Genomic DNA, 21,459 nt, shown 5'->3' with positions numbered 1-21,459 from the left:
TTCACCATGTGCGAAATATTTTCCAACCAACCAAAAGAAAACTATCAAACCATTGCCCGCTCCATTCGAATTGATGGTCATGCGACAAGTATCAAACTGGAGGCTAGCTTCTGGCACATCTTAGAAGAGATCGCCGAGCAGCAGTCAATGACTTTGCCACGCTTTATCAGCTCTATCTACGCAGAGGCGTTGGTATACAACGGAGAAATCTATAACTTCACTTCTTTACTAAGGTGCGCCTGCTTGATCTATCTGCGCCAACCAGCATCAGTTATGGATATTGTTAAGCTGCAACTCACTCAGGAGTAAGCTGAGCTTATTGTCGTACTCCAGTACTACCACACTATTTTTGAATCCCTTTACTCTACCCTCAAAGAAAATAAGGGTAGATGTATGACAAAACTTATTCACAGCATGATACGGGTGAGCGAGCTGACCGAGTCAATCGAGTTTTACCGCACAGCGCTTCAACTAAACATAAAAGACCAGTTTGTCTTTGACAACTTCACGTTGACCTATTTAACCAACCCAACAACCGAGTTTGAGCTAGAGCTGACCTATAACCACTCTCAAACTGAGCCTTATACACATGGTACAGGGTATGGACATATTGCAGTCAGTGTAGAGGATATTGAATCAACTCATGCCTACCTGAGTGACAAGGGGATTCAAGCTTCGGACATAAAAGTGCTCGAACACCACTCGGCCCCTCTTGCTCGTTTCTTTTTTATCACCGATCCCGATGGATATAAGATCGAGTTTCTACAACGTCAAGGACGATACCTATAACATGACAAAAACAGAGCAAACACAATGATCAATTTAACAGCTAAATTTCAAGCTAACACTGGCCAAGAGGCAACACTGGAAAAGTACTTGGTGTCAATGCTAGCCCCAACTCGCAGCGAGCCAGGCTGCCTGAAATACACACTACTACGTGACAAAGCCAATCCTAGTATATTTGTTTTTCAAGAACAGTTTGCAAGTCAGGCCGCTTTTGATGCTCACTGCGATCAGCCTTACTTCCATGATCTTCTACAAAAACTCGATGGCCTGCTTATCGAAGAGCCAGAAATTTGTTTTTACGACGAGTTAGCTGAATCATAAAAAAAGAGCGCCGATGATGGCGCTCTAAATCATTCTTTTTCTGAGGATTCTTTGACCATATGCAAGTGCACGTCTTGTTGTGGGAAAGGAATCGAGATGCCCTCGCGTTCAAACCTAAGCTTTACCTCTTTGGTCACATCCCAGTACACATCCCAGTAGTCATCAGTTTTAACCCAAGGCCTAACGATAAAATCCACTGATGAAGTGTTAAGCGTATGAACTCGAATATTAGGCTCAGGTGTGCGCAATACCGCTGGGTGCGTAGTGACAATTTCAGTCAAAATGCTTTCCGCCCTAAGTAAGTCATCGCTATAGCCAATACCAAACACCATATCAACTCGCCTTACCCGTTCATGCGTCACATTCTTAATCACATCCCCCCAGATCTTGCCGTTAGGGATAATAATAATCTGATTGTCGAACGTCTTAATCGTTGTGTTCACCAAGCTCATATGGCTGACTTTACCGTCTACGCCACCAGCGAAGACAAAATCACCGACATCAAAAGGTTTATAGATTAACAACATCATACCTGCAGCGAAGTTCGATAAGGTATCTTGCAAGGCAAAACCAATGATCACCCCCGCAATACCAAAACCTGTCAAGCGAAGATAAACAGCTGAAACAAGTGCTGAGGTGCATTGTTTGCCACCCAATCCCACACGTTATCCGACCAACTTGTTACGATCGACCAAATCACCTTACCTTCAAACAAGTCTTGAGTAATGCTTCCTGTCACCTCAAACAACATGCGTTTATATTCTGCGGTATCAAGGCTTAGCTGGTCAGCGATGGAGATCAAGGAAGTCAAGCTATCAACAGCTATATTCATTCGTTGTTTAATCACCAACTGAGCAAGTTGTAGGGTAGCTGTTTCAGACTTCGGACTAACCGCAATCTGTTTTCCCACTACACTGACTTGCTGGCTAAAGTACTCTACAGTAGCCGACGTCAATCTAAGTCGCTTAGTGAGTAAATCTTTAAACTGTGACTCTTGGAGAGATTCGTCAACACCAAGCACTTTTAGCCACTGAATGTTTTCCCATCTCGACTCAATCACATTATCCAAATAGTGTTGAAGCTCTTGAAAATCATTAAGCAGTGAGAGCTTTTCTTCGTTTTTGGCAGAATCAATCTCGGCATTAAGGGCTTTAATTCGATCTTCAAGATAAGAAGCGGCTGCAGTTGAGTAGTTTTGCTGCATTTCAACTTGAGGTATTAACTTATCGGCAGAAATGGTTTGGCGGCTTACCGCGCTCTGAAGAACAGATCTTAGCTCTTCATTTTTCTGAAACAACTTGAGTTGAATTGCATCTTGTTCATCACCACTACTCATTTCGAGAGTATAGGATAACTCTTTGATATCATTATTTATCTTCGTTATCAGTTGCTCTTGTTTCGAGATGGAAAGTGGCTCTTGTGAAGCATGTGTATAGCAGCTAATAATCGCAGCTAGTGAAATAAATAGCCCGACGGCCATCACTCTAACGTTTCGATAGGACAACAAGTCCATGATTCCCTCGCTCAGACAAACACAAGTCTTTGTTTCTTATATTGATACCCCTAATTGTACACCACAAAATTCAAAGGTTTGCATATTGAGTGTTAGTAGATAGCAAATACAAAAACAGCCGCCAATGGCGACTGTTTGAATCTAAGCACGATTTGGGTGATTCAAGATGTGGTCTTCCCAATCCACAACATCGATTTCGTACACCACTTTGTTGCGGACACTTTCGCCAGCGGCATGCATGGCTGACTTTGAGCCTGTAATGAGTGGATGCCACTCTGGCAGTGGCTGCTTTTCCGCAAGTAGGCGGTAAGCACAGGTATGCGGGAGCCACGTGAAATCATCAATATCATCACGAGTGAGCTTGGTGCACTCCTCACCAGAAGTGAAACGGTTTGGGTAGTCTTTACACGAGCATGTTTTGCTGTTTAACCAACTACACGCAACGTTGGTGTAGTAGATCTCATCACTGTCTTCGTCCATTAGTTTGTGAAGACAGCATTTACCACAACCATCACATAGAGATTCCCACTCTACTTCGGTCATCTCTTCGAGAGCTTTTTGCTGCCAAAACTGCGTCATGTGGTAACCCCAAGTGTTCAAATGTCATTGTGGAAAAAGGAAAGCCGAATTTATATAGATCCTTTGTCCAAAGTGCAAGTGATTCTGTTGGGGGGACTAAAATCAAACTAAGCAAGGGCCACGCCACCAACCGAGGCTTTACCGCTATTGTCTAGCGTTCCTTCAAATGTCGCTCCAGTTTGATCAATGAGTTTATACGTCGCCCCCTGAACAGGGTCACCGTCAGAGTGAGTTAGGAATAAATCAACCGTATAAGTCCCTTCCGCATCGTTCGGTCCGGTAGATAGCCTTTTGTCTTCCAAATTTATTAAAGCCAATAACGAAAAAGGTGCACTAATAGCGCACCCTTTCGCAACTCGCGTATCCCTAGCCTGACCGATGCTCGATAGGGCTATTAGCTTGATCTGCTAATGCTTTTATCAATTCTGGAGAAAACTTCAGCACATCTTTCTCATAGACAATACCTGCATTATTTTTTTCCGAGTCGTATTGGCTCTGTAAAACAGCAGGTAAAAAGAAATACATATCTTCGAAAGGTTCACCATCCGATTCGTAATACATCGCTTTCTCTGCCTGAAACTCTTCAGGAATTGAGAACGTATCTCGAATAAACACCCCAGGAGTAGGAAAGAAAACCAATACAATATCAGCCATTCTGGAAAACAAGGGGTTGACTTCTGTTTGTGCTAGCAAGCCAGGCTGCTGAAACTTTTGTTCGATCATGCAAACTCCATCGGTATAAATTCAATTCCAGTAACTCCAGCTGCTTCTAACGCATCTTTTACTTGCTCACTAACATAATATGGAACTTTATAGTTAGAGAGAGTAAAACAATCATACTGGATGTCAGTGTGGAAAAATTTTTCCTTGTCAATTAACTCTTTACGTACACGAGTATAACCTCCCAATTTACTATTTAGCTTTTTTGCTTTCGATTTGATTGGTTCAAGTAGGTCGTATTGAGCCACTACATTCATAAATGCATAACTATGATTAAGTCCATCATTTTCTATTTCAACGGGCAAAAATTGAATTCCCGTGAAACCATTGTTAAAGAAAACCTCTTGGACTTTTAAGCTAGCTAAAGCGCCGACTCCTATTTTCAAGTAGTCCGATACTCCACGTTCATCATACACTTTATCTACAGTGACTTTGGGTAGGTTTTTAGTAAGCTTTATATTGGGCTCATAGTACTTTAAAGCAGAACGCCAAGGGTCAAGGACACTATATGAGCCCTCTCCATCTTCAAACTTTCCAAAGAGTAAATAGTAATTCATTTTTAATATCCTAACTTTGATATTCTAGCCACTAAATAAGGAATGTGCGTGGGGATACCGCCTTTAGTCGTTCTAAAACACCATTACCTTTAAACTTTGCGGTTGGTGAAGTAGAAATAAGCTTAGTTTCAGCTTCGATTATTACTGAAGATAGGCTTCTATATCATCTGGAATGGCTAAAGCCGATAAAGAAAAAGCGCCTTTCGGCGCTTTCTATACATCTCTTACCCAGACATCTTTGACGTGTTTTTTGAGTAGCTCAATCACGCTTTCGTGTATAAATACCAAGCCATAGTCTTCTTCTAGCTTAAATATTAAACGCTCTTCAAGAGGCACATGCTCTAGCTTGGAGAAATCAAACTCTGTAGAATCAACATCTAACCAGTTCAACTTACCGTATTGTTTTTCTTTGTCCGTCAACTTATAGGATTGATGGATGTACGGCATTCGATAATCTTCGTAAACCTTGATTTGGTCATCTGAAGGCTGGCTAGGGGAGCAATCGACACGAGCGTCTAGCCATTCCACACCGTGCTTCACTAGCTGCTCTACCTTTGAGGCAATATCACCAATAATAAATAGCTTTGGTGAAAAGGTCATTTCCAATAGTAAGTCCGGCTCAACTGGTACAATAGGCTTTGGAGTTTGTTTGAAAGGGAAATCACCTAAGCTTTGTTTAGTGAGCATCACATATTGTTCTTTCATATCAATTCTCTAGTACTTTGGTACTTCTTGGTCACAGTCCAACTCGAACATTCTTAAGTCTTCAAATAGTGAGCTTTTTCTCGCAAGATCATAAATTTCTTCACAGAATATCGTCGCTGTTTCTGCACCTTTTACTCTGAACAATACTCTCTTATTGAATGGAGTATTAAGTAGTTTTTCCTCAGACAAATAGAGATCCATAATTAGTATTTTATTTCTTTTGGGGGATTTTCTAGTCCTTGATTTAGATTCATCAATGACATCAATGACATTATTCAAAGCCAATAAATATCTGTTCTTAAGCACCCCGTCCTGCAATCTAAGTTCTGCGGGATAGCATTCAATTCCAAAAGGGTCAAAGCTCATAACTAGTTCAGCAAATTTCTTACTTACGCAAAGATCGCCGTTGTCTGCTATGTTTCCCACCCCTTTTATTGAGCCATCCGTGGCCTCCCAAACAATAGGTTCTGCTGAACTCGTTGGTTCGTAATCTGCTTTACTGTAAAGAGGTTCTCTGTTGTCTACACATGTAAAACTTGTACTCGAAACTTGGTAATTTTCGCTAATAATCGAGAATTTCATAATTTAAACTTGTTCTCCCATTGTCTTTAAGGTCAAACCATCAAAACTAAATTTGTTGACTTTAGACTGACTTGGCACTTCTTTCTTAAAACTAGTATCACTTTGAAGGTAGTGAACTCTTGAAGTCCCTACATTTGCTCTACAAAAATGACAACCTTCCCCGGTACGCGATAAATGTCGCCCTCTGGCAATCAGATGAAGCTTGTGAGTGCCCAATAAGTCAGCGATATCGATAGACAACTCATCTAATGTGTCCACATACTCTTGCGCATCGGTATCGCAGTCTAGGCCTTTCAAAGCTTTGGCCAACATAGCTGCTACTACTTTATGGTACCCAGTGACGCTTGAAATGATAGATAAGTCTTCCTCTAATACTCCAGATTTAAATGAATCAGATTCATTGTTAGCGTTGTCTTGAAGCGTAGAGATATCATCACCAATGTTGGTACCAGTTTCATTTTGGTAATACTCTTCTAATCGGTGATCAGTATGCCCCGACTTATGTAGCGGTACCATGTATTGACAAGATATTTGGTCAATTGTAGGCAACAATGCCAGATTAAACAAATAGTTAACATCATAGCCTTTATAGACTATTTGATCTTTTCGTACATTAGATAGCTTTTTGGCTACTTCACATGAAATCAGGTGGTGTGCTGCAACTGAGTAGGATTTAAAATTTAAAGGGTGCTTACCACGTATTTTATTGATCTTACTAGTGCTTAAACTAGAGCGAGTCCAGCGTCCTTTATCTTTCTGTATACCCATATTATCCTCACATCTTCAATGCTTCTTTACACTGACCTTTCTTTTTGCCAGCTATTCGACGACATACTTTACATTTGACTTCTTTCTTATCTTTCTCTTCATTCGTCTTATCTGCACTTTTACCAGACTGCGCCGACTTACCCGTATTATGCTTAACCTTCGCCGGATAAGTTTTCTCACTCTTGCCTAAGATTCGCTTAAACAGCTTATCAAACTCTTTCATCGCTTCTTGTAGCTTATCTGGCACCATTTTATCAATGATTTTCACTTCATCGGCTAGCTTTAAGAAATAGGCACCAAGTTCGTCTGCGCCCATTCTATTTGCGTAAGAGGCAAGCTCGGTTGCCACTTCGATGCATGGCTTGAGTACGTCAGAAATTATTCCACTTGCCTGCTTTGCGTAGTCTACCCAATCTAAAGTACGTAAGAATTTTTCTGGGTCACCTTTACCCATACCACGAAGAACCGCAAGTAACGTGTCCTTTGAAGTGCCCTTTCCGCCTTTCAAAGCAACTTTACAGGTTCCTTTTACTGCACTGCCGAACGTCGGAATACAGCCAATTAATGTCAAAGAAAGTGCCAACCAGTTTTCTGGTTTATCGCGCTCTTCTTCACTTAATAACGTCATCACGTTGGCAGAAAGATCTCGCACGTCGGCGGCTTGGTCAACAACGGGGATCATGGTCAAAGCTGTGTTGGCAATGATTTGTTCTACGGAAGCATCGTCATTAAAATCACCAAGTATGACACCCCAAATCCAGCTGGCGGCACCAGACATGCGTTTCCAGGCATTCTCCCAAAAACCAACTTCGCCTCTTTTCGCTTCTTCTATAAGCAGCTGTGCGTTGGCGTTCGGATTAAAATTCGGGTTGGTTTTGGTTGGAACATTGGGCATAAAGTCGCGACTATCTTCTCCGTACTCTATGTCAAACTCTCCAGGGGCCACGCCACCGACCGTGGCTTTACCGCTATTGTCTAGCGTTCCTTCAAAAGTCGCTCCAGTTTGATCAACTAACTTGTACGTCGCGCCCTGCACAGGCTCGCCGTCAGAGTAAGTTAGGAATAGATCGACTGTATAAGTCCCTTCTGCTTCTTCCGTCACAGTCACAGATGGGTTCTGGGCGCCACCTAAACACATGGTGTTGGCTTTGTTCATGGTCATTTGATCGGAAAGGCGACACACGCCCTTGCCTTCAAATTTAACGGTCGGTGAAGCGGAAATAAATTCGGCTTCTATCGTTCCTGAAGATACGCCTATTTGTCTTCCAAAGTAATGAAAGCATATAAAGAAAAAGCGCCTCTCGGCGCCCTTATAAATTATTCACTTACAAACGCTACTCAGCCCAACGAACCCAGATATCCTGCATTTTAGCGTTCAGCATAGCGTCTACAACACTATCATGTACGAACATAAATGAAGGGTCTTGATCAAGCTTAAACAAAAGGCGTTGTTGCAGAGGGATCGCATTGAGTTTGTTTTCATCCAAAATAGGGACAGCAACTGCACCGATTGAAGCTATATCGCAATTCCATTGTGTCGCTCCTTCATCCAGCACATCATAACGATTAAATACGTGGAAAAATACGTAGTCTATATCATCAATAGTTTCTAGTTCTTCTTCGGTCCCAATATCAATTTGAGCGTCAAGATCTTCCAATGGACGAAAAGGGTTTTTAATTCGCTCTATCCCTTCAGGAGCCATTGATGACAGGATATCGGCGTATTTCTTCGCAAAAAACAAACGTGGGCTTTGAGCAAAATCAATGACAAGGTCTGGCTGTACCGAAAACATTCGCTTTTTATTAGCTTGGAACAAACGATTGTTTCTCTGAAACTCTTTGTCTCGATGAACTATTTGATAGTTAAGCACTGCTATTATTCCTTAAACCGTAAACCCAAAACCCATGTCCCAATCTAAGAGAGGAACAAGGTGTAGTCCTTTAGCCCCTAAAACACTCAGCTTTTCAGCGACACTTCTATGCAAAATATAAGTTCCCCTCATACCGTAGATCTCAAACATCAAACGCTTATTAAGTGGAATAGCTAGCAACTTATTGGCATCGAGGCGAATATTAATCGCAGATACCTTGTCATTATCCCCACGGCTAATAAATTGTCCGTTGTCAAAATCGTAAGCCTTAATTTCATTATCAAGCATCATTACCCAGTATAAATGCTCCGTATTATCAGCATGTGTATACATAGCAGGTACTAACTGAAGCTGATAGAGGTCTTGATACTCTAATACTTGCTTTACCACTGAAGAAACCATTGGTAAGCCATCAAGTTCCATTGCGTCAATAAGCGGAACTCCCTCATCGGGCTCTGCGGGTGATTCTGCTCTAACAGGTGCCTTAAATGTGGTAGGAGCCATAGCGGTTAAATAATGGTCTCTGCTACAGACACAAGAAGGAGATGGCACCTCATATGTACCGCAATGCAATACTACGTATTCGTTGTGAACATCAGTCATGTTTACTGCCCTATTTTAAGGTCATAATTTACGATTTGTGTCTTGGATATTAGTTGCAAAAGGACATGCTTTGAAGGAGCTTTACACGGCATTCCGTTACCAGAATTTTGACACCCCAAATATGGCTTGGAGCCGGGCTTAAAGTTCATACCCTGTTGCGATAACGGCCAAATAAAATTACTCACAAATGTGAGAATCTCATTGCTTGACTCATTAAATTTACTCATTAGTGTAGAGTTAGTAGTTTTACCACAACTTCCGCTTCTCATCCTATCCTTAATTTCACTTCGAATAATCCGATGAGTAAGCGCTGCACACTGATTTGTGTAGTTATAAGGTTTTCCTGTTCGACTCCCCCAGTCATGCGGACCATTATGCAATGGCTTTTCTAAGTAGCACGCAGCTTCTTCTGTTGCTGGTAAGACAACAGAATTTTTGGGGTGGTTTATATCATAACCACAGTATTGCCCCATACGCCTTAACATCAGTTTTTTCTCAGTCATTGCTTTACCGTCTTTATGGCGTTTTACTCTAAACGCATTCACGGGTATTAAATGGTGTGCATTGACGGAATTAGATTTATAGAACCAAGGGTGAAAAGCTCTTGTTGCCCAGCCATTGCGAGCTTTAAGCTGCTCCCATTGCGAATCCCCTGCTCGTTCAAACTCAGCTTTGCGAATGGAACCTACTTTGGCTCCCTCACATTCTTTCTTTCCCTTGCCAATCTTTTTTTTGCATAGTGGACAGCTGTCTGTTTTCTTGTTTGTCTTCTTACGGGTTTTAATCACCTCTGAACGACTGCCACCCTGAGCTGTACCACTTGCTATACTGAAAGAGCTTCCTGAGGTAACCAACGGCGCTTCTGGCAGGATCATCTGCAGCCTGTCGTCAAAGTCACTCAAAACACGCGAAATAGGTCCGTCTGCTTTTTTGAAAAACTCATCTAGCTGGTCTTTACACGCTTTATAAGCATCCGCTACGACGTTATATCCCCGCATACGACTTTCTTGTTCAAGTGCATCCATCAATTTCTTTACATACTGAGTGATATCATCCAGTTGCCCGTAGATATCCTTCTTAATAACCGAAACATCAAGGCTTTGCAGCCATTTTACAACATCGCCTTTGGCTCCCGCCCGAAGAAAAGCAGCGACCATATCTAAATCAGCGGCTTTACCCAATATCCTCAATTCTTTGTAAAGGCCTTTGAGCAAGCTCCCTGCGGTTGGAATAAACCCGACTAAAGTTATCACCAAGTCTGTATACTTTTCTCCATCGTCTCGGATGTCATCTTGATTGTAAAAAGCATAGAGGTTAGCGCTAATATCACGACCATCACCCACCTGATCTACTAATGGTATCGCAGTAATAGCTGTATCAAAAGCAATCTGTCCGGCCGTTCGGTCTTGATTGAAATCCCCCATGATTGCACCCCAAGTCCATTCACCGTAGTCACTCGGCATTTCAATTGCGTCCCAAAAAGTAACTAGTCCTTTCCGTGCAAAATCTATGAGATCCAAAGGACCTGGTACTTCAAGGTAATCCCTATTTGCTTGCGGTTGTTTCGTAGATTCGATTTCTCTTTTATCTTCACCTAAAAACAGATCAATGGAGCCTGGTGGAAGCCCACTAATCGAAGCCTTACCCTTCTCATCTAAGCTACCTACATGCTCACCACCATTTCCATCCAGTATTTTATAGTCGGCTTTGTATACTGGGTCTCCGTCGGGATAACGATATTCTAAATCGACTGTAAAAGTACCATTCGCTTCTTCCGTCACAGTCACAGATGGGTTCTGGGCGCCACCTAAACACATGGTGTTGGCTTTGTTCATGGTCATTTGATCGGAAAGGCGACACACGCCCTTGCCTTCAAATTTAACGGTCGGTGAAGCGGAAATAAATTCGGCTTCGGCTTCTATCGTTCCTGAAGATACGCCTTTTTTGTCGCCACCGGCATCACCCGTACTGGCACTGAACTTACTGCCTTTGATTGCAATGCTGTTACCACCATCCATCGACACTGTCGTGGTGCCATCGGCCAAATCAGCAGATTTTGCGTTATTGCCATACGGAATAGGCACTACCGAGTTGCCTACCGTCGTCAGACACACGTCGGGAAGCGTGGCATTTGCTTCACCGCCCGACCCTTTATGAACTACGCTGAGTCCATTTGCACAAACTGTTACGCCCATAACCAATCCATATGAATATGTAATGAGTGAATAATAAAAGAGATCGCATATTGCAATCTCTCTAAATGCTTAGTGATTTCCACGGAAGTGACCTGAAAAATCACGCTAACTTAAAAATCTGGTAGAAGATCTCACTTTGAATTACATACTTTGTTGATAGACTTCTAGCAATTTCTGAAACTTCATGTCGATCACGATGTAAGTCGCTGCATACATAACAGCAAAAGTAAGTGCACTAATGCCCAGTATCAACTTAGGCGAAACCACTCTTTTGAGCGGTTTCTTTATGTACTTAGCTTTTAGGTTAACTAAAGAGACTTTTTCTTGCTCCGCTAGGCGGTCATCGCGCACAAGGCGATATATGGTGTTACCAATCTCTGAAAGCTTTTCGTTTCCGCGCTCTTCACGGCCATACTTACCTTGAAAACCAAGTTGCAGTAGCAGGTAAAGGAACTCAATCACATGACGGTACTTTCGCGGGTCTGCTTTTAGTCGCTCTAGAATGATGAAGAACTTGTCGCCACCAGAGGTTTCATTGTGAAATTCAGACAACAAACTGTTCTGACTCCAATGGCTATTTGCCCCCCACTCTTGTCGGCATACCGATTCATCAATCGCAGCGCACAAACAGTAGCGGATAACCAGTATTGAAGCGCGGTCTAGTTCCATCTCGTTAAGTTTGCGCTCGCCCTTGCGGATCTCTCGTGCCACCTCTTCACGAAATGGCATTGGGTCGTCTAACCACGGGATAGATGACATACAAGACAAAGTCGCAATTAGCCAAGAGAACTGATCGACCAAGGGATTAATTCCCATCGATTCGATGTTAAGGTCTTGTACCGCGATATTGCGTGAGAGATCCGGAGGTGGCATTACCTCCAGCGGTTTCCCTGGTTCCGGCTGGAACAGTACTACCGTTAAATCAGTTTCTGCATAACTCATAGACGTACGGCCCATAGTTGCAATGATAGGTTAGCAAAATCACCTGCGATATGAACGGCGATCGCTGCAGTGTTTTTCAGTGCTGCCCATTCTTCGCCACTCTTATCAAGCTCAAAATAGGTGTAACCTGCATGGTATGGTAGAGCGCGTGGCACAACAGGCATAGGCTTGATCTCGATTCCCGGCAATTGCAGGTTAATCAGATCACGGATATTGTCGATTGAGCCGATCTTAGTCTGGCTAACAAACTGAGTATGTAGCACATCGAGCGTAACATCGGCTTTAACCGCAAGAATGAAGGTCGTGGTATCAATCAGCTTGCTATCAGGAAGTGCAGCCGTTCTAATGCCATAGTTTTGATCTTTCAATGTAAGTGGAATTGCACGCTGCTCAGACATCACACTTAAGGTTGTTTTCGCACTATCTAACGTACGCGAAAGGCAGCTGCTCAAATCACCATGGTTGTATTTGGTAAACTCAATCGGCCTGCGCGACGCAGAACATAAGGTAGAAAGCTCGCCTTCCGCTTGCAGCAGTGTACGGTATAAAGACTCCGGGTGAATGCCTTCACTACTTTCATAGTGCCAGAAAAGCGGTTCGTATCGGTTAAGTGCCTGCAACAGCATAAAGTCAGACACTGAAGATACCCCCTGCTGATCAACCACACCCAGCCTTTCGACTATCGACTCTGCTCTGTGTTTGAGCATAGAAGCAAACTCAGTGGCAAATTTACTTAGCACTGCAGAAGCATGAATATCAATACAGGTTGGAATAAAGCTGTCGTCTAAAATAACGCTGCCATCAGGCTTAACTTCTGAAATTTTTAGGATTGGAATCGATGTATAGGCACTTTTGTCTTCGTGATCGTACATTAATCGGAAGTTAAGCTTGCCCACCGCTATATTGGCCATATCTTCAGAGTCGTAGCACGCATCTACCGCTTCTTGCGATTCAATGGTGTAGCGCGCATCGTCTTTATCTGTACCAAAAAGTTCCGAACGCTCAGATGGCAGTGGACAACATAGATAAACCACTTTATCTGCAATAGAGGGATCAACATCTTTTACTTCTGGTAGTTCAGCCAATAATGGCAGATCAAATGGCGTTCTGTCTTGAAGGATTCCCTCGGCGCGCGTAATGCCAATCTTGCCTAACGCCAATAACTGCGAGTTGATCTCTAACCGTTTGATACCCCAATGAAGCGGCGATGCAACAGAGCTTAGCATGCTAGACAGTTTACTTTGCGAACGATCAAGCTGCTGAAAATGCTGCGGCTTCATGAACATTCCATCTTGCCAAACAACTGGATTGTATAAAGACATGGTTCTATCCCTTAAAAGTAAACTTGTTCAATGCCGCGAGTATTATTTGACGTTAACTCACTGCCTTCAATGTTGAGGTTTAAAAAGTATTCACTCTTCTCTTCAATGATCTCGACTTTGCGCCATGAAGATCCGTCTATATCGCGAAACGCTACCGAAAAGCCTACTGCTCTTGTTTCGGGTGCTAAGATCAGCAACTCGTGAATCTTATCGCCCGGCTGTATTTGATATTCGTAACGCTTGATGTATTCATCACCGAGTGAAGCTTTGTCATTTTCAAACAATGCAAAGAAATCTAAGCTGCGGAAAAGCACCGGAGATGTGAGTTCATGAATGCGCAGGATGACAGGTGAAGACTGCCCCCCTTCGCGAACATTCAATACTGATGAAGCCTCAATAACCAGCTCAATTGACGATGTTTCGGGGGTAATGCCGGAAGACTCTTTAAACTGCTCCCACATCGCACACCCAGACAGTAGTAGAGCAAAGCCAATTAATACGATGATTCTACGCATGGTTTCCCTTTAAAGCTTTGTTGTAATTTTTCTTAATCAGTCCACTCAATGAGCCTTCATTGAACTGGCGGCGATTGCTGGCGTAAAAGTCGAGATACTCTGCCCAAAGCTTGGATTTAGTTGTAAACAAAGATCCTTTTGCACGCTCACTAGCAAAAGCCTCGGGGTCATTTGTTTTTGATTGCTCAACCAGAAGATCATTGAGGGCGCGGTTAAACATGACTTGATGATCGTTAAGCTCATCAAGCATTTGTTCAACCAGCTCATTGGGGGAAAGCAAATTCTGACTGTTCAAGGTGAGCATCAACTCAGCTAAGTTAGCAGCAGGTTCATTTGCGCTCGGCTCGTCTTTTAAAGCTTCAACTTCACGTAAGTCTTTCTGCAAGTTATCCATGCATAAACGCAGACACGTTCCCATCTGCCTGAAAAGCGATGCATCGTTTCTGATTAGTTCTGAATTATTAATACCAAGACCTTCGTAAAATGCTTGGCTGATATCGTCAAATTGAGCGAGGCTCTTACTCTCTTCAGGTTCACTAGTAAATAAACCCACTTTAGGATCAATTTGCGAATGTTCTGGTTGGTCAGCTTGATGAGATGAAGGTGTAAATGGCTGTGTAACCTCTTCCCACTTTTGCCCTACTGCTTCCGCAGGAGCCTGCGAGGTGGTGAGTGGTTGTTCGACTTTCGGCTGCGCGGCTATTTCAGGCTGCGTAACAGGCGAACTTGTCGGTATACTTTTGGTGACTTGTGATTTTTCAGTTGCAAGATCGGACACTTGCATCGATTCACTAGCACTCGATTGACTTGCCTTACCGCCGCCGAACCAGTCTTCAGGTATTAGGTTTGGCAAATCAAATTCCGAATGAATACTCAAGCTGTCATCAGCAATCTGACGAGTACTTTCGATTGAAATAGGCTTGGTTTGCTCTGGGCGCTCTACATCCTTAATCAGATAATCGTCATCTCGCTGCATAGAAAAATTAAGGTGCGCGACAGGATCATGGCTATCCACTTCTTCCTGTTTTGTTTCCATAAACAGATCTTCTAGTACGCCGCTCTGGTCTTCTTCTTCGACCATTGCTTCGCCTAAATTGATCAGTGGATCATTCGACACCCTTTCCGGTGCAATGTCAGCCGCTATATCTTGATTAGTAGTTACAAGTTCGAGGGAAACTCCGATCTCATACTGTCCGAGCGAAATGACATCACCATTGCATATAGATACTGGCTGATTTTTCAAAATCTTGTTGCCGTTGACCATAATGCCATTGGTACTTACATCACTAATATAATGAGTATCACCATAAACACTTACCAAGCAATGAGTACCGGATATGAATCTATTGTGGTCTGCAAGAGATAGAGTACAACCGGCAGCCCTACCTATTGAGCCGCCACCTTCTGGCATTTCAATGTGCTTGGCGCCAGTGTACTCCTCTGGGCATTTAGAAATGAATAGAACAAGCTGATTTAAGCGCATTGCTAACCTTTAAAATAGCAGTGAGACAGAAAGTTCAACGCCGCCGATTCCATCATTAACCACAGGAAGGATATAGGAAGCTTGGGGAATGATTTGAATATGTGCGTCAGGATTACTACCTAACTTGATTACCGTACCAATTGTCGCGACGGCACCCACTTCAAATTGATCGATATCTTCAAGTTGCGAACCATATCTGAAGCCTTCGTTGTCTACTTTCCAACGGTTTGAGTACTGTGAGTAACCAAGCGACAGGCCAGCACCGATGTATGGGGTAAAAACAGACCACGTCTCGAGTGCATACTGAGGCACAACGCGCAACTCGAAATTAGTTGTTTCTTGATAAACGCCGTTTGCTGGAGCCTTAACATCTTCAGACAAGTAGTTTAGGCCAAGCCACCATCGCCAGCGATTGTTGTTCTCATCAATCGGACGGGTATGTACGATGCCATAGCGAAATGTATCTTGCTCTCCACTAGAACCTTGATCATATGTAATGCTATCGATAGTTAGCATGTTTACCGATGCACCGTATCGCTCACCTTTAGCTACAGCAAAGGTTGAGAATAGGCATAAAGCTGAAATCAGCCCGACTTGACTTGGTTTTAGCATTTCGTCCCTCTAGGAAAAACCGACGATTAGAATTAGAGGCGAAAGATATCAATAATCTTCTCTTTTTCAATAAGGTAAAAAATACCCCCATCAAATAAGGCATTTCTACTATAAATAAAAGCAATTTAACTATTATAAATTGCACAAAGTCGGATCTACTTAAACAGGCTTAATTAGCCTAAATCGCCTAATTGTTAACCGAACCGCTATCAACCGAGCTTCGAAAACTATGTCAAAACTTGAACACGACATAAGCTTGATTGTCATCGATGACTCAAGCGCTCTCCAATTTATAAAAATTCTCTATAATTAAGAAAAATTATCTCTAATTAATAAACATAGACATGGAAGCTGTTACTTTGATTCCATAACCAGGCTGTCTTATAAATGAGATTGATGATTTTACGGCTAATATATGCACAAAAAATTCCAATATCTGCGATCAGTAGCACTTAACTTAATGTTAATAGTCTCAAGATAGACACAAAAAATGTGAATCTAGCTCACATTAAGTTAATTTATATGTTTTTTATTACTAGTTATTGTTCAATTTCTTTCTTTTGACTATAAAATCCCCAAAAAAAAAGATTAATCAGTCTTAATAATAATATTTCGTACCACACAACATAGTGTGGACATTTATTGAACAGTTGGTACTAGAATTATGTTTTTCAGCGACTTCGCCAGAAGGCCGATCGATGAAAATAATCCAAGCGGTTTAAACCCTAACGGCTTAGATGATTTTGATGAGATCAAGCGTCAAATAAATAACTTGAATAAAGTGACAGGTCGAGTGTCATGGAAAATTGTTCAGACATTATCAAAAAAAATCCTCACCTCTCATGGCAAGGACTTTCGCTGTAGTTGCTACTACACTGTTGCGTCAACCCATAATGAAGGATTAAAAGGACTCGTCGAAGGCCTTAACTCGCTACTCGATCTGTGTATTGTCTACTGGTACTCTGCTTTTCCTGAGCACTCTAAGCCAAATGCTCGAATGAGTGCCATTGAGTGGATGGTCGAATATGTTGAAAAACGTATTAAAAAGTACACTCCTCGCCCTGAAGAGCTACCACTCATAGAAGCAGCCCACCAACTATGCCTACGTATTGAAGAAGAACTGCGCCTGCACTATGGCATTAAAGCGCCTTCATTTGGTCGTATTCGTCGCATATTGAATCAATGGATTGAAGAGTTCAAAGAAGCACGCATAGCGCTAGAAACAGCAAATAAACCAAAGCCTAGAAGCACAGAACCGCCGGTACCTGGAATCAAAGTTGAGATAGCGCCTCCAACAAAGCCTGTCGGAGCAAAAAACACGCCTGAAGTAAAAGAGGCAAAATCCAGTAACGTCGCCATTTATGCACTGATCGGATTAATTTTCGTTGCCTTTTCTGCACATTTCATTCATAAGCAACATGAGTACTCTTCGCTTAAGCAACAGATTAACGATGCATCTTTAACAGAGCTGTCTTCCATCGTTGACTCTCTTAGTCATGAAAACAAACGCCATACAGCAACGCTAAGAAAACCTGCGGTAGACCGCCTTAGCTCCCTTATGACCAATTGGTATTTTGACCCTGTCAAAGTCAGTAATATCGAAGTAATCGATGAGCTGACTTTAAAATTAACTGCGCTTTATCCTGACTCATCTTCTATTTCGCAACTTCGCGAGGGTTTCGAAGCACAACGCGGCAATTTCGAGCACGAATTCGCTAACATTCACAAGCGGTTTGCACATGCTAGAACTGTCTTCGCCAATGTCGCAAATCAGAACTCAGATCAAGATGCAATCGCAGCATATAAATACAGCAACTCACTATTTCCTTTACTAGGTAGAATTGAATACGCGGAAAAACAACAGCAACAATCGGAAGTAGAGCGTTCTCTCCTGTTGCTTAACACCTATCTATACAAGTTAAAGCAAATAAAAATAGTCAAAACCGACAATAAATAACAACGTCAAAAAAAACGTAGGCTTATGTTCAAACAAAAAATACTTAGAAACCCAATCGTGGTTTCCACCGTCGTTGCTTTGCTCCTCGCAGCGACACTGACCGCCGTATATTTATTCTGGCTTGAAGATGCAAAAAAGCTGTATCTGTGGATAGGGCTGGCTGCGATATTTGCTTTTTATCTAATTTTTCAGATCACGCTTTGGTATAAGAAGAAAAATAACTTAAAAGCGCAGCACCTCGAGACAGAAGAAGAAGCTCTATCTATGGTCATACGACCATTACTTGCCAACGCAGGTAAAAAGCCAATTTACTTGATGATTGGTAATAAAGCGTCTGGGCGATGTCAGTTTTTGTTTAACTCTAGTGCCATTAAACCTATGGACAAGACTCGCACCGCGAAAAACGATTTTTTCCAATGGTACGAATCTGACAATGCTGTTTATGTAAAACCAGATCAAAGGTTGGTATTCCAAGAGGTCTCAAGCAGCGACGCATCTCTTTGGACCACGTTTGTTGACGAAGTGATCCGTTATCGACCACGCAAGCCCTTTTCTGGCTGCCTACTGTTTGTTGACTTTGAATTCCTCATCATTTCAGAGCCAGAGCAAAAAGACTATACGATGACCGCATTGCTAGAGCGCATGAAGTCTATCAGCGAAAAAACATCGTCAGCTCTGCCTGTGTACTTAATGATGTCCAAGTTAGATAAGCTTGATGGCTTCAAAGAATATGTAGGTTTCAGCTCACTCAAATCTCGTGTGGAGTTCCTTTCTATTCCACTAAAAGAAGCAAAAGGGGTCTTGACTGAGTACTACCGTGACAGCTATCAGAACCTAGTAAAAGTACTTGAGACTAATGCGCTAGACTCTTCATCAGCATCGAACGATGTTGCAGAGAAACAAGCCATTCTTTCATTTCCAAAGCAGTTCGAGCTCTGTCAACCAGAGATCGGCTACATTCTTGATCGTCTTTGCGAAGCAAATAGTGGCTTATACGCGTTAGACATCCGTGAAATTTTCTTCTGCTCTAGCTTACAAGGTGGTCGAAAGTACAACTTATTAGCCAAAAGTTGTAGCAACTATTTTAACTTACCGATCATTGCATCAGAGCATACTCACTTAACAGAAACCCCTTACTTTTCACGATTTTTAATGGATTCTCAGGTATTGCCTGAAAGTGACTTCGCCGGAGAGAACAAAACTTACCTTCGTATAATTCAAAGGCAAAGTCGTCTAGCCATGCTGGCGTCCGTTGTTTTACTTGTCGGCGGTGGTTACTTCTTCGCTACTACGCTAGATAGTAATTTACGTGTCATCAACCAGCTGCTTGGAATTGACGACAAAAGTCAAAGAGATCAAAACTCAGACTTTAACACTTTACTCTCTGATGCGAACAAAGCAGTCCAGCCTTCGTACAATGCATGGTTAAGTGGCTCAAAAGCTCTAGATGACGAACTATTGCCACTGAATATTAGCCGTTTAGACGAAAGTACTAAAATCGCGTATGGGGCACTCATCCAACAGGTGTCTCAGCAAATAATGCCGATTTTAGAAAGTGGTTATCGTATTCAATTGACGCAAAATCTTCATGACGTCAATCATTCGATGCCATTGCTTAAAGGGTACTTAATGCTCCATGACCCTTCTAAGCGAGATATCACTTTTCTTCGCAACCAAACTTTAGAAGTGCTTGGCGAACTAAGTGAGCCTGAACTGGTGCAGCAGACGATGAGCTATCTAGATGCTTATTTCCGTACTGAATTTGCCCCTGTAAACATAAGTATGGACATCGTTCGTGCCACTCGACGTTCGTTGCTATCGAACTCCAATGTTGACCTTGTCTACGCTGGCATATTAGGCCAAGCAAAAGCCATTGGTTTGGGCACTTTAGATCTTCAACGTGCTGTTGGGTTTGAGTTTAGCAACATCTTTTCTACACCTACTGATGCAGAACGATTGGCGATTGACAAAGCCTACACTTCCACAGGCTTCAGCACTTTTTATCGTCCTCGTGTAGATTTATTGTCTCAACAAGTCATTAGTGACAACTGGGTACTTGGATTGTCGAATCATGTTATCCCTACTGCGCAAGAACAAGAGGCCTTTAAAGACCAGGTCCGCAAGAAATATACTGATGACTACATTAGCTATTGGCGTAACGCGCTGAGTGAACTCAAAGTACAGCACTATGATAATGTTGGCGATCTAACCAATGCCGTAGATTTGATCTCGGGGCCGTCATCTCCTTTGACTACTGTATTGAAGCAGGTCTACGCCAATACTCAGTTCTCTCCTGTAGGAGAACAAAATGCGCTAGTTTCAAAGGTCAATCCAAAGCTACTAGATGTCGTCAACTCTGCTTCAGAAGCAGCAGAAGAAGTGATCAAACCTGATTACCTACTGATGAAACGTGTCGAGCAGGCTTTCCATTTGCTAAACCAACTGCAAGTAAGTGAAACTCCAAACTCTCCGACACCGTGGGACGAAACAATTGCAGCTCTTAGCCGCGTTCGTACCTACATGAAAGACATTGCTGATGCGCCAGATCCACAAATGGCAGCGTTGGCCGCTGCTCAGCATCGAATGAACAGTACGGATGCTGATCCGCTAATTAAACTCAAACAAATAGCGCAAAAATCGCCTGAGCCAGTCAGAAGTTGGCTTCTTGGCGTCGTACAACAGAGTTGGTCGGTGATGATTACTGAATCGTCAAAAGGCATTCAAACTCAATGGTATAGCGAGGTTTATACCAAGTTTAAAGAACTCGGCCTCGGCAAGTACCCTTTCGATCTATCGGCAACAGAAGAAATCTCGATTGAAGACTTTGAGCTACTCTTCGCGTCGGGTGGACTACTAGACACATTTATACAAAAGAACTTTGCACCGTTTTATGACACCAACTTATGGACACCAAAACAGGTTGATGGCGAGACTATGCCACTCTCTCCTGCGATGCTGGTGCAGCTACGCAACTACAATGTCATAAGAGATACGCTAATTAATAAAAGTACTAACCGCGTTAACATACCTTTTAGCACCAAAGTACTAGACCTTGATTCAAGTGCCATCAGAGCCAGTATAAAAATTGCTGACACTGATATCAGCTACTATCACGGTCCAAGCAGAATTCGTGAAATGGAGTGGCCACCACAAAACGGTGACTTCAACATCAGCATCACGATCCAAGATGTAACCGACGAAGGTAAACAGCACGTATTAAATAAGAGTGGTCAATGGGCGATATATAGATTGCTAGGTGATTCGTCCCTGACAAACACTCATAACGGTAGCTTCGTCAGTAACATAAAAGTGTCAGGACGGGATTTGAGCCTTCGTATCACCCCATTGACACAGAAAAACCCGTTTACTCTAGCGGAGCTGTATAACTTTACTCTTCCAGAGTCAATTTAATAAATATATAAAAATAA

At 42.5% G+C, this 21,459-nt stretch carries 20 protein-coding genes and 2 pseudogenes; 5 read left to right on the top strand and 17 right to left on the bottom strand.

The window, feature by feature from the left end; translation table 11 throughout:
- Positions 1-6: 6 nt before the first annotated feature.
- The 3 genes from APB76_RS17905 to APB76_RS17895 all read left to right on the top strand — a co-directional run bounded on the left by APB76_RS17905 (position 7) and on the right by APB76_RS17895 (position 1,107).
- Positions 7-309: a ribbon-helix-helix domain-containing protein gene (locus APB76_RS17905; protein ID WP_054961377.1), complete on the top strand. Its 303-nt coding sequence runs from the start codon at positions 7-9 to the stop codon at positions 307-309.
- A gap of 84 nt (positions 310-393) precedes the next feature.
- Entirely contained in the window at positions 394-789 is a 396-nt protein-coding gene (locus tag APB76_RS17900) for a VOC family protein (RefSeq protein WP_054961376.1), read from the top strand.
- A gap of 24 nt (positions 790-813) precedes the next feature.
- Positions 814-1,107 (top strand): putative quinol monooxygenase, encoded by a 294-nt coding sequence (locus APB76_RS17895; protein ID WP_054961375.1) that lies wholly within the window; start codon positions 814-816, stop codon positions 1,105-1,107.
- Positions 1,108-1,136: 29 nt separating this feature from the next.
- On the opposite strand, the pseudogene APB76_RS17890 reads toward APB76_RS17895, so the two are convergent.
- From APB76_RS17890 to APB76_RS17810, 17 genes and pseudogenes are all read right to left on the bottom strand, one after another.
- Positions 1,137-2,620 (bottom strand): annotated as a pseudogene (locus APB76_RS17890) (mechanosensitive ion channel family protein).
- A gap of 141 nt (positions 2,621-2,761) precedes the next feature.
- Entirely contained in the window at positions 2,762-3,199 is a 438-nt protein-coding gene (locus APB76_RS17885) for a YcgN family cysteine cluster protein (RefSeq protein WP_054961374.1), read from the bottom strand.
- 107 nt (positions 3,200-3,306) lie between these two features.
- Complete coding sequence (locus APB76_RS17880) at positions 3,307-3,501, bottom strand: hypothetical protein (protein WP_054961373.1); 195 nt, start codon at positions 3,499-3,501, stop codon at positions 3,307-3,309.
- A 64-nt stretch (positions 3,502-3,565) separates the two neighbouring features.
- On the bottom strand, positions 3,566-3,922 hold the full coding sequence (locus tag APB76_RS17875; RefSeq protein ID WP_054961372.1) for a hypothetical protein: 357 nt from the start codon (positions 3,920-3,922) through the stop codon (positions 3,566-3,568).
- Positions 3,919-4,476, bottom strand: coding sequence for an imm11 family protein (locus tag APB76_RS17870; RefSeq protein WP_054961371.1), 558 nt, complete (start codon positions 4,474-4,476; stop codon positions 3,919-3,921). The genes APB76_RS17875 and APB76_RS17870 overlap by 4 nt, the downstream gene beginning before the upstream one ends.
- A gap of 213 nt (positions 4,477-4,689) precedes the next feature.
- Positions 4,690-5,181, bottom strand: coding sequence for a hypothetical protein (locus APB76_RS17865; protein WP_054961370.1), 492 nt, complete (start codon positions 5,179-5,181; stop codon positions 4,690-4,692).
- Positions 5,182-5,190: 9 nt separating this feature from the next.
- Positions 5,191-5,763, bottom strand: coding sequence for an imm11 family protein (locus APB76_RS17860; protein WP_054961369.1), 573 nt, complete (start codon positions 5,761-5,763; stop codon positions 5,191-5,193).
- A 3-nt stretch (positions 5,764-5,766) separates the two neighbouring features.
- Positions 5,767-6,531 (bottom strand): AHH domain-containing protein, encoded by a 765-nt coding sequence (locus APB76_RS17855; RefSeq protein ID WP_054961368.1) that lies wholly within the window; start codon positions 6,529-6,531, stop codon positions 5,767-5,769.
- A gap of 7 nt (positions 6,532-6,538) precedes the next feature.
- A pseudogene (locus APB76_RS17850) lies at positions 6,539-7,798 on the bottom strand (PAAR-like domain-containing protein); the annotation flags it as partial.
- Between the two features lie 67 nt (positions 7,799-7,865).
- The gene (locus APB76_RS17845; RefSeq protein ID WP_054961366.1) at positions 7,866-8,402 is read right to left on the bottom strand and encodes a hypothetical protein; all 537 of its coding nucleotides are present in this window, start codon (positions 8,400-8,402) and stop codon (positions 7,866-7,868) included.
- A gap of 12 nt (positions 8,403-8,414) precedes the next feature.
- Positions 8,415-9,005, bottom strand: coding sequence for a hypothetical protein (locus APB76_RS17840; RefSeq protein ID WP_054961365.1), 591 nt, complete (start codon positions 9,003-9,005; stop codon positions 8,415-8,417).
- A gap of 2 nt (positions 9,006-9,007) precedes the next feature.
- Positions 9,008-11,200 carry a PAAR-like domain-containing protein gene (locus APB76_RS17835; protein ID WP_054961364.1) on the bottom strand — a complete coding sequence of 731 codons (2,193 nt, stop codon included), beginning with the start codon at positions 11,198-11,200 and terminating at the stop codon, positions 9,008-9,010.
- Positions 11,201-11,341: 141 nt separating this feature from the next.
- On the bottom strand, positions 11,342-12,142 hold the full coding sequence (icmH, locus tag APB76_RS17830; RefSeq protein WP_049846764.1) for a type IVB secretion system protein IcmH/DotU: 801 nt from the start codon (positions 12,140-12,142) through the stop codon (positions 11,342-11,344).
- Entirely contained in the window at positions 12,139-13,464 is a 1,326-nt protein-coding gene (gene tssK / locus APB76_RS17825; protein ID WP_049846763.1) for a type VI secretion system baseplate subunit TssK, read from the bottom strand. The genes icmH and tssK overlap by 4 nt, the downstream gene beginning before the upstream one ends.
- 11 nt (positions 13,465-13,475) lie before the next feature.
- Positions 13,476-13,979 carry a type VI secretion system lipoprotein TssJ gene (gene tssJ / locus APB76_RS17820; RefSeq protein WP_074181729.1) on the bottom strand — a complete coding sequence of 168 codons (504 nt, stop codon included), beginning with the start codon at positions 13,977-13,979 and terminating at the stop codon, positions 13,476-13,478.
- Positions 13,972-15,462, bottom strand: a complete 1,491-nt coding sequence (locus APB76_RS17815) for a type VI secretion system-associated FHA domain protein (RefSeq protein WP_054961363.1) — start codon at positions 15,460-15,462, stop codon at positions 13,972-13,974. Before APB76_RS17815 ends, tssJ begins: the two co-directional genes overlap by 8 nt.
- A gap of 9 nt (positions 15,463-15,471) precedes the next feature.
- The gene (locus tag APB76_RS17810) at positions 15,472-16,074 is read right to left on the bottom strand and encodes a porin family protein (RefSeq protein ID WP_054961362.1); all 603 of its coding nucleotides are present in this window, start codon (positions 16,072-16,074) and stop codon (positions 15,472-15,474) included.
- A gap of 664 nt (positions 16,075-16,738) precedes the next feature.
- On the opposite strand from APB76_RS17810, the gene APB76_RS17805 reads away from it, so the two are divergent.
- Both APB76_RS17805 and tssM read left to right on the top strand, forming a co-directional pair.
- A complete protein-coding gene (locus APB76_RS17805) occupies positions 16,739-18,031 on the top strand; it encodes a type VI secretion system ImpA family N-terminal domain-containing protein (RefSeq protein ID WP_054961361.1) in 1,293 nt (430 codons plus the stop codon).
- A 24-nt stretch (positions 18,032-18,055) separates the two neighbouring features.
- Complete coding sequence (gene tssM / locus APB76_RS17800; protein WP_054961360.1) at positions 18,056-21,442, top strand: type VI secretion system membrane subunit TssM; 3,387 nt, start codon at positions 18,056-18,058, stop codon at positions 21,440-21,442.
- Positions 21,443-21,459 lie beyond the last annotated feature (17 nt).

Origin of the sequence: Vibrio bivalvicida, from assembly GCF_001399455.2 — a bacterium.
In the GTDB taxonomy this organism is placed as follows: domain Bacteria; phylum Pseudomonadota; class Gammaproteobacteria; order Enterobacterales; family Vibrionaceae; genus Vibrio; species Vibrio bivalvicida.
This window is presented reverse-complemented; position numbering and strand designations above follow the sequence as displayed.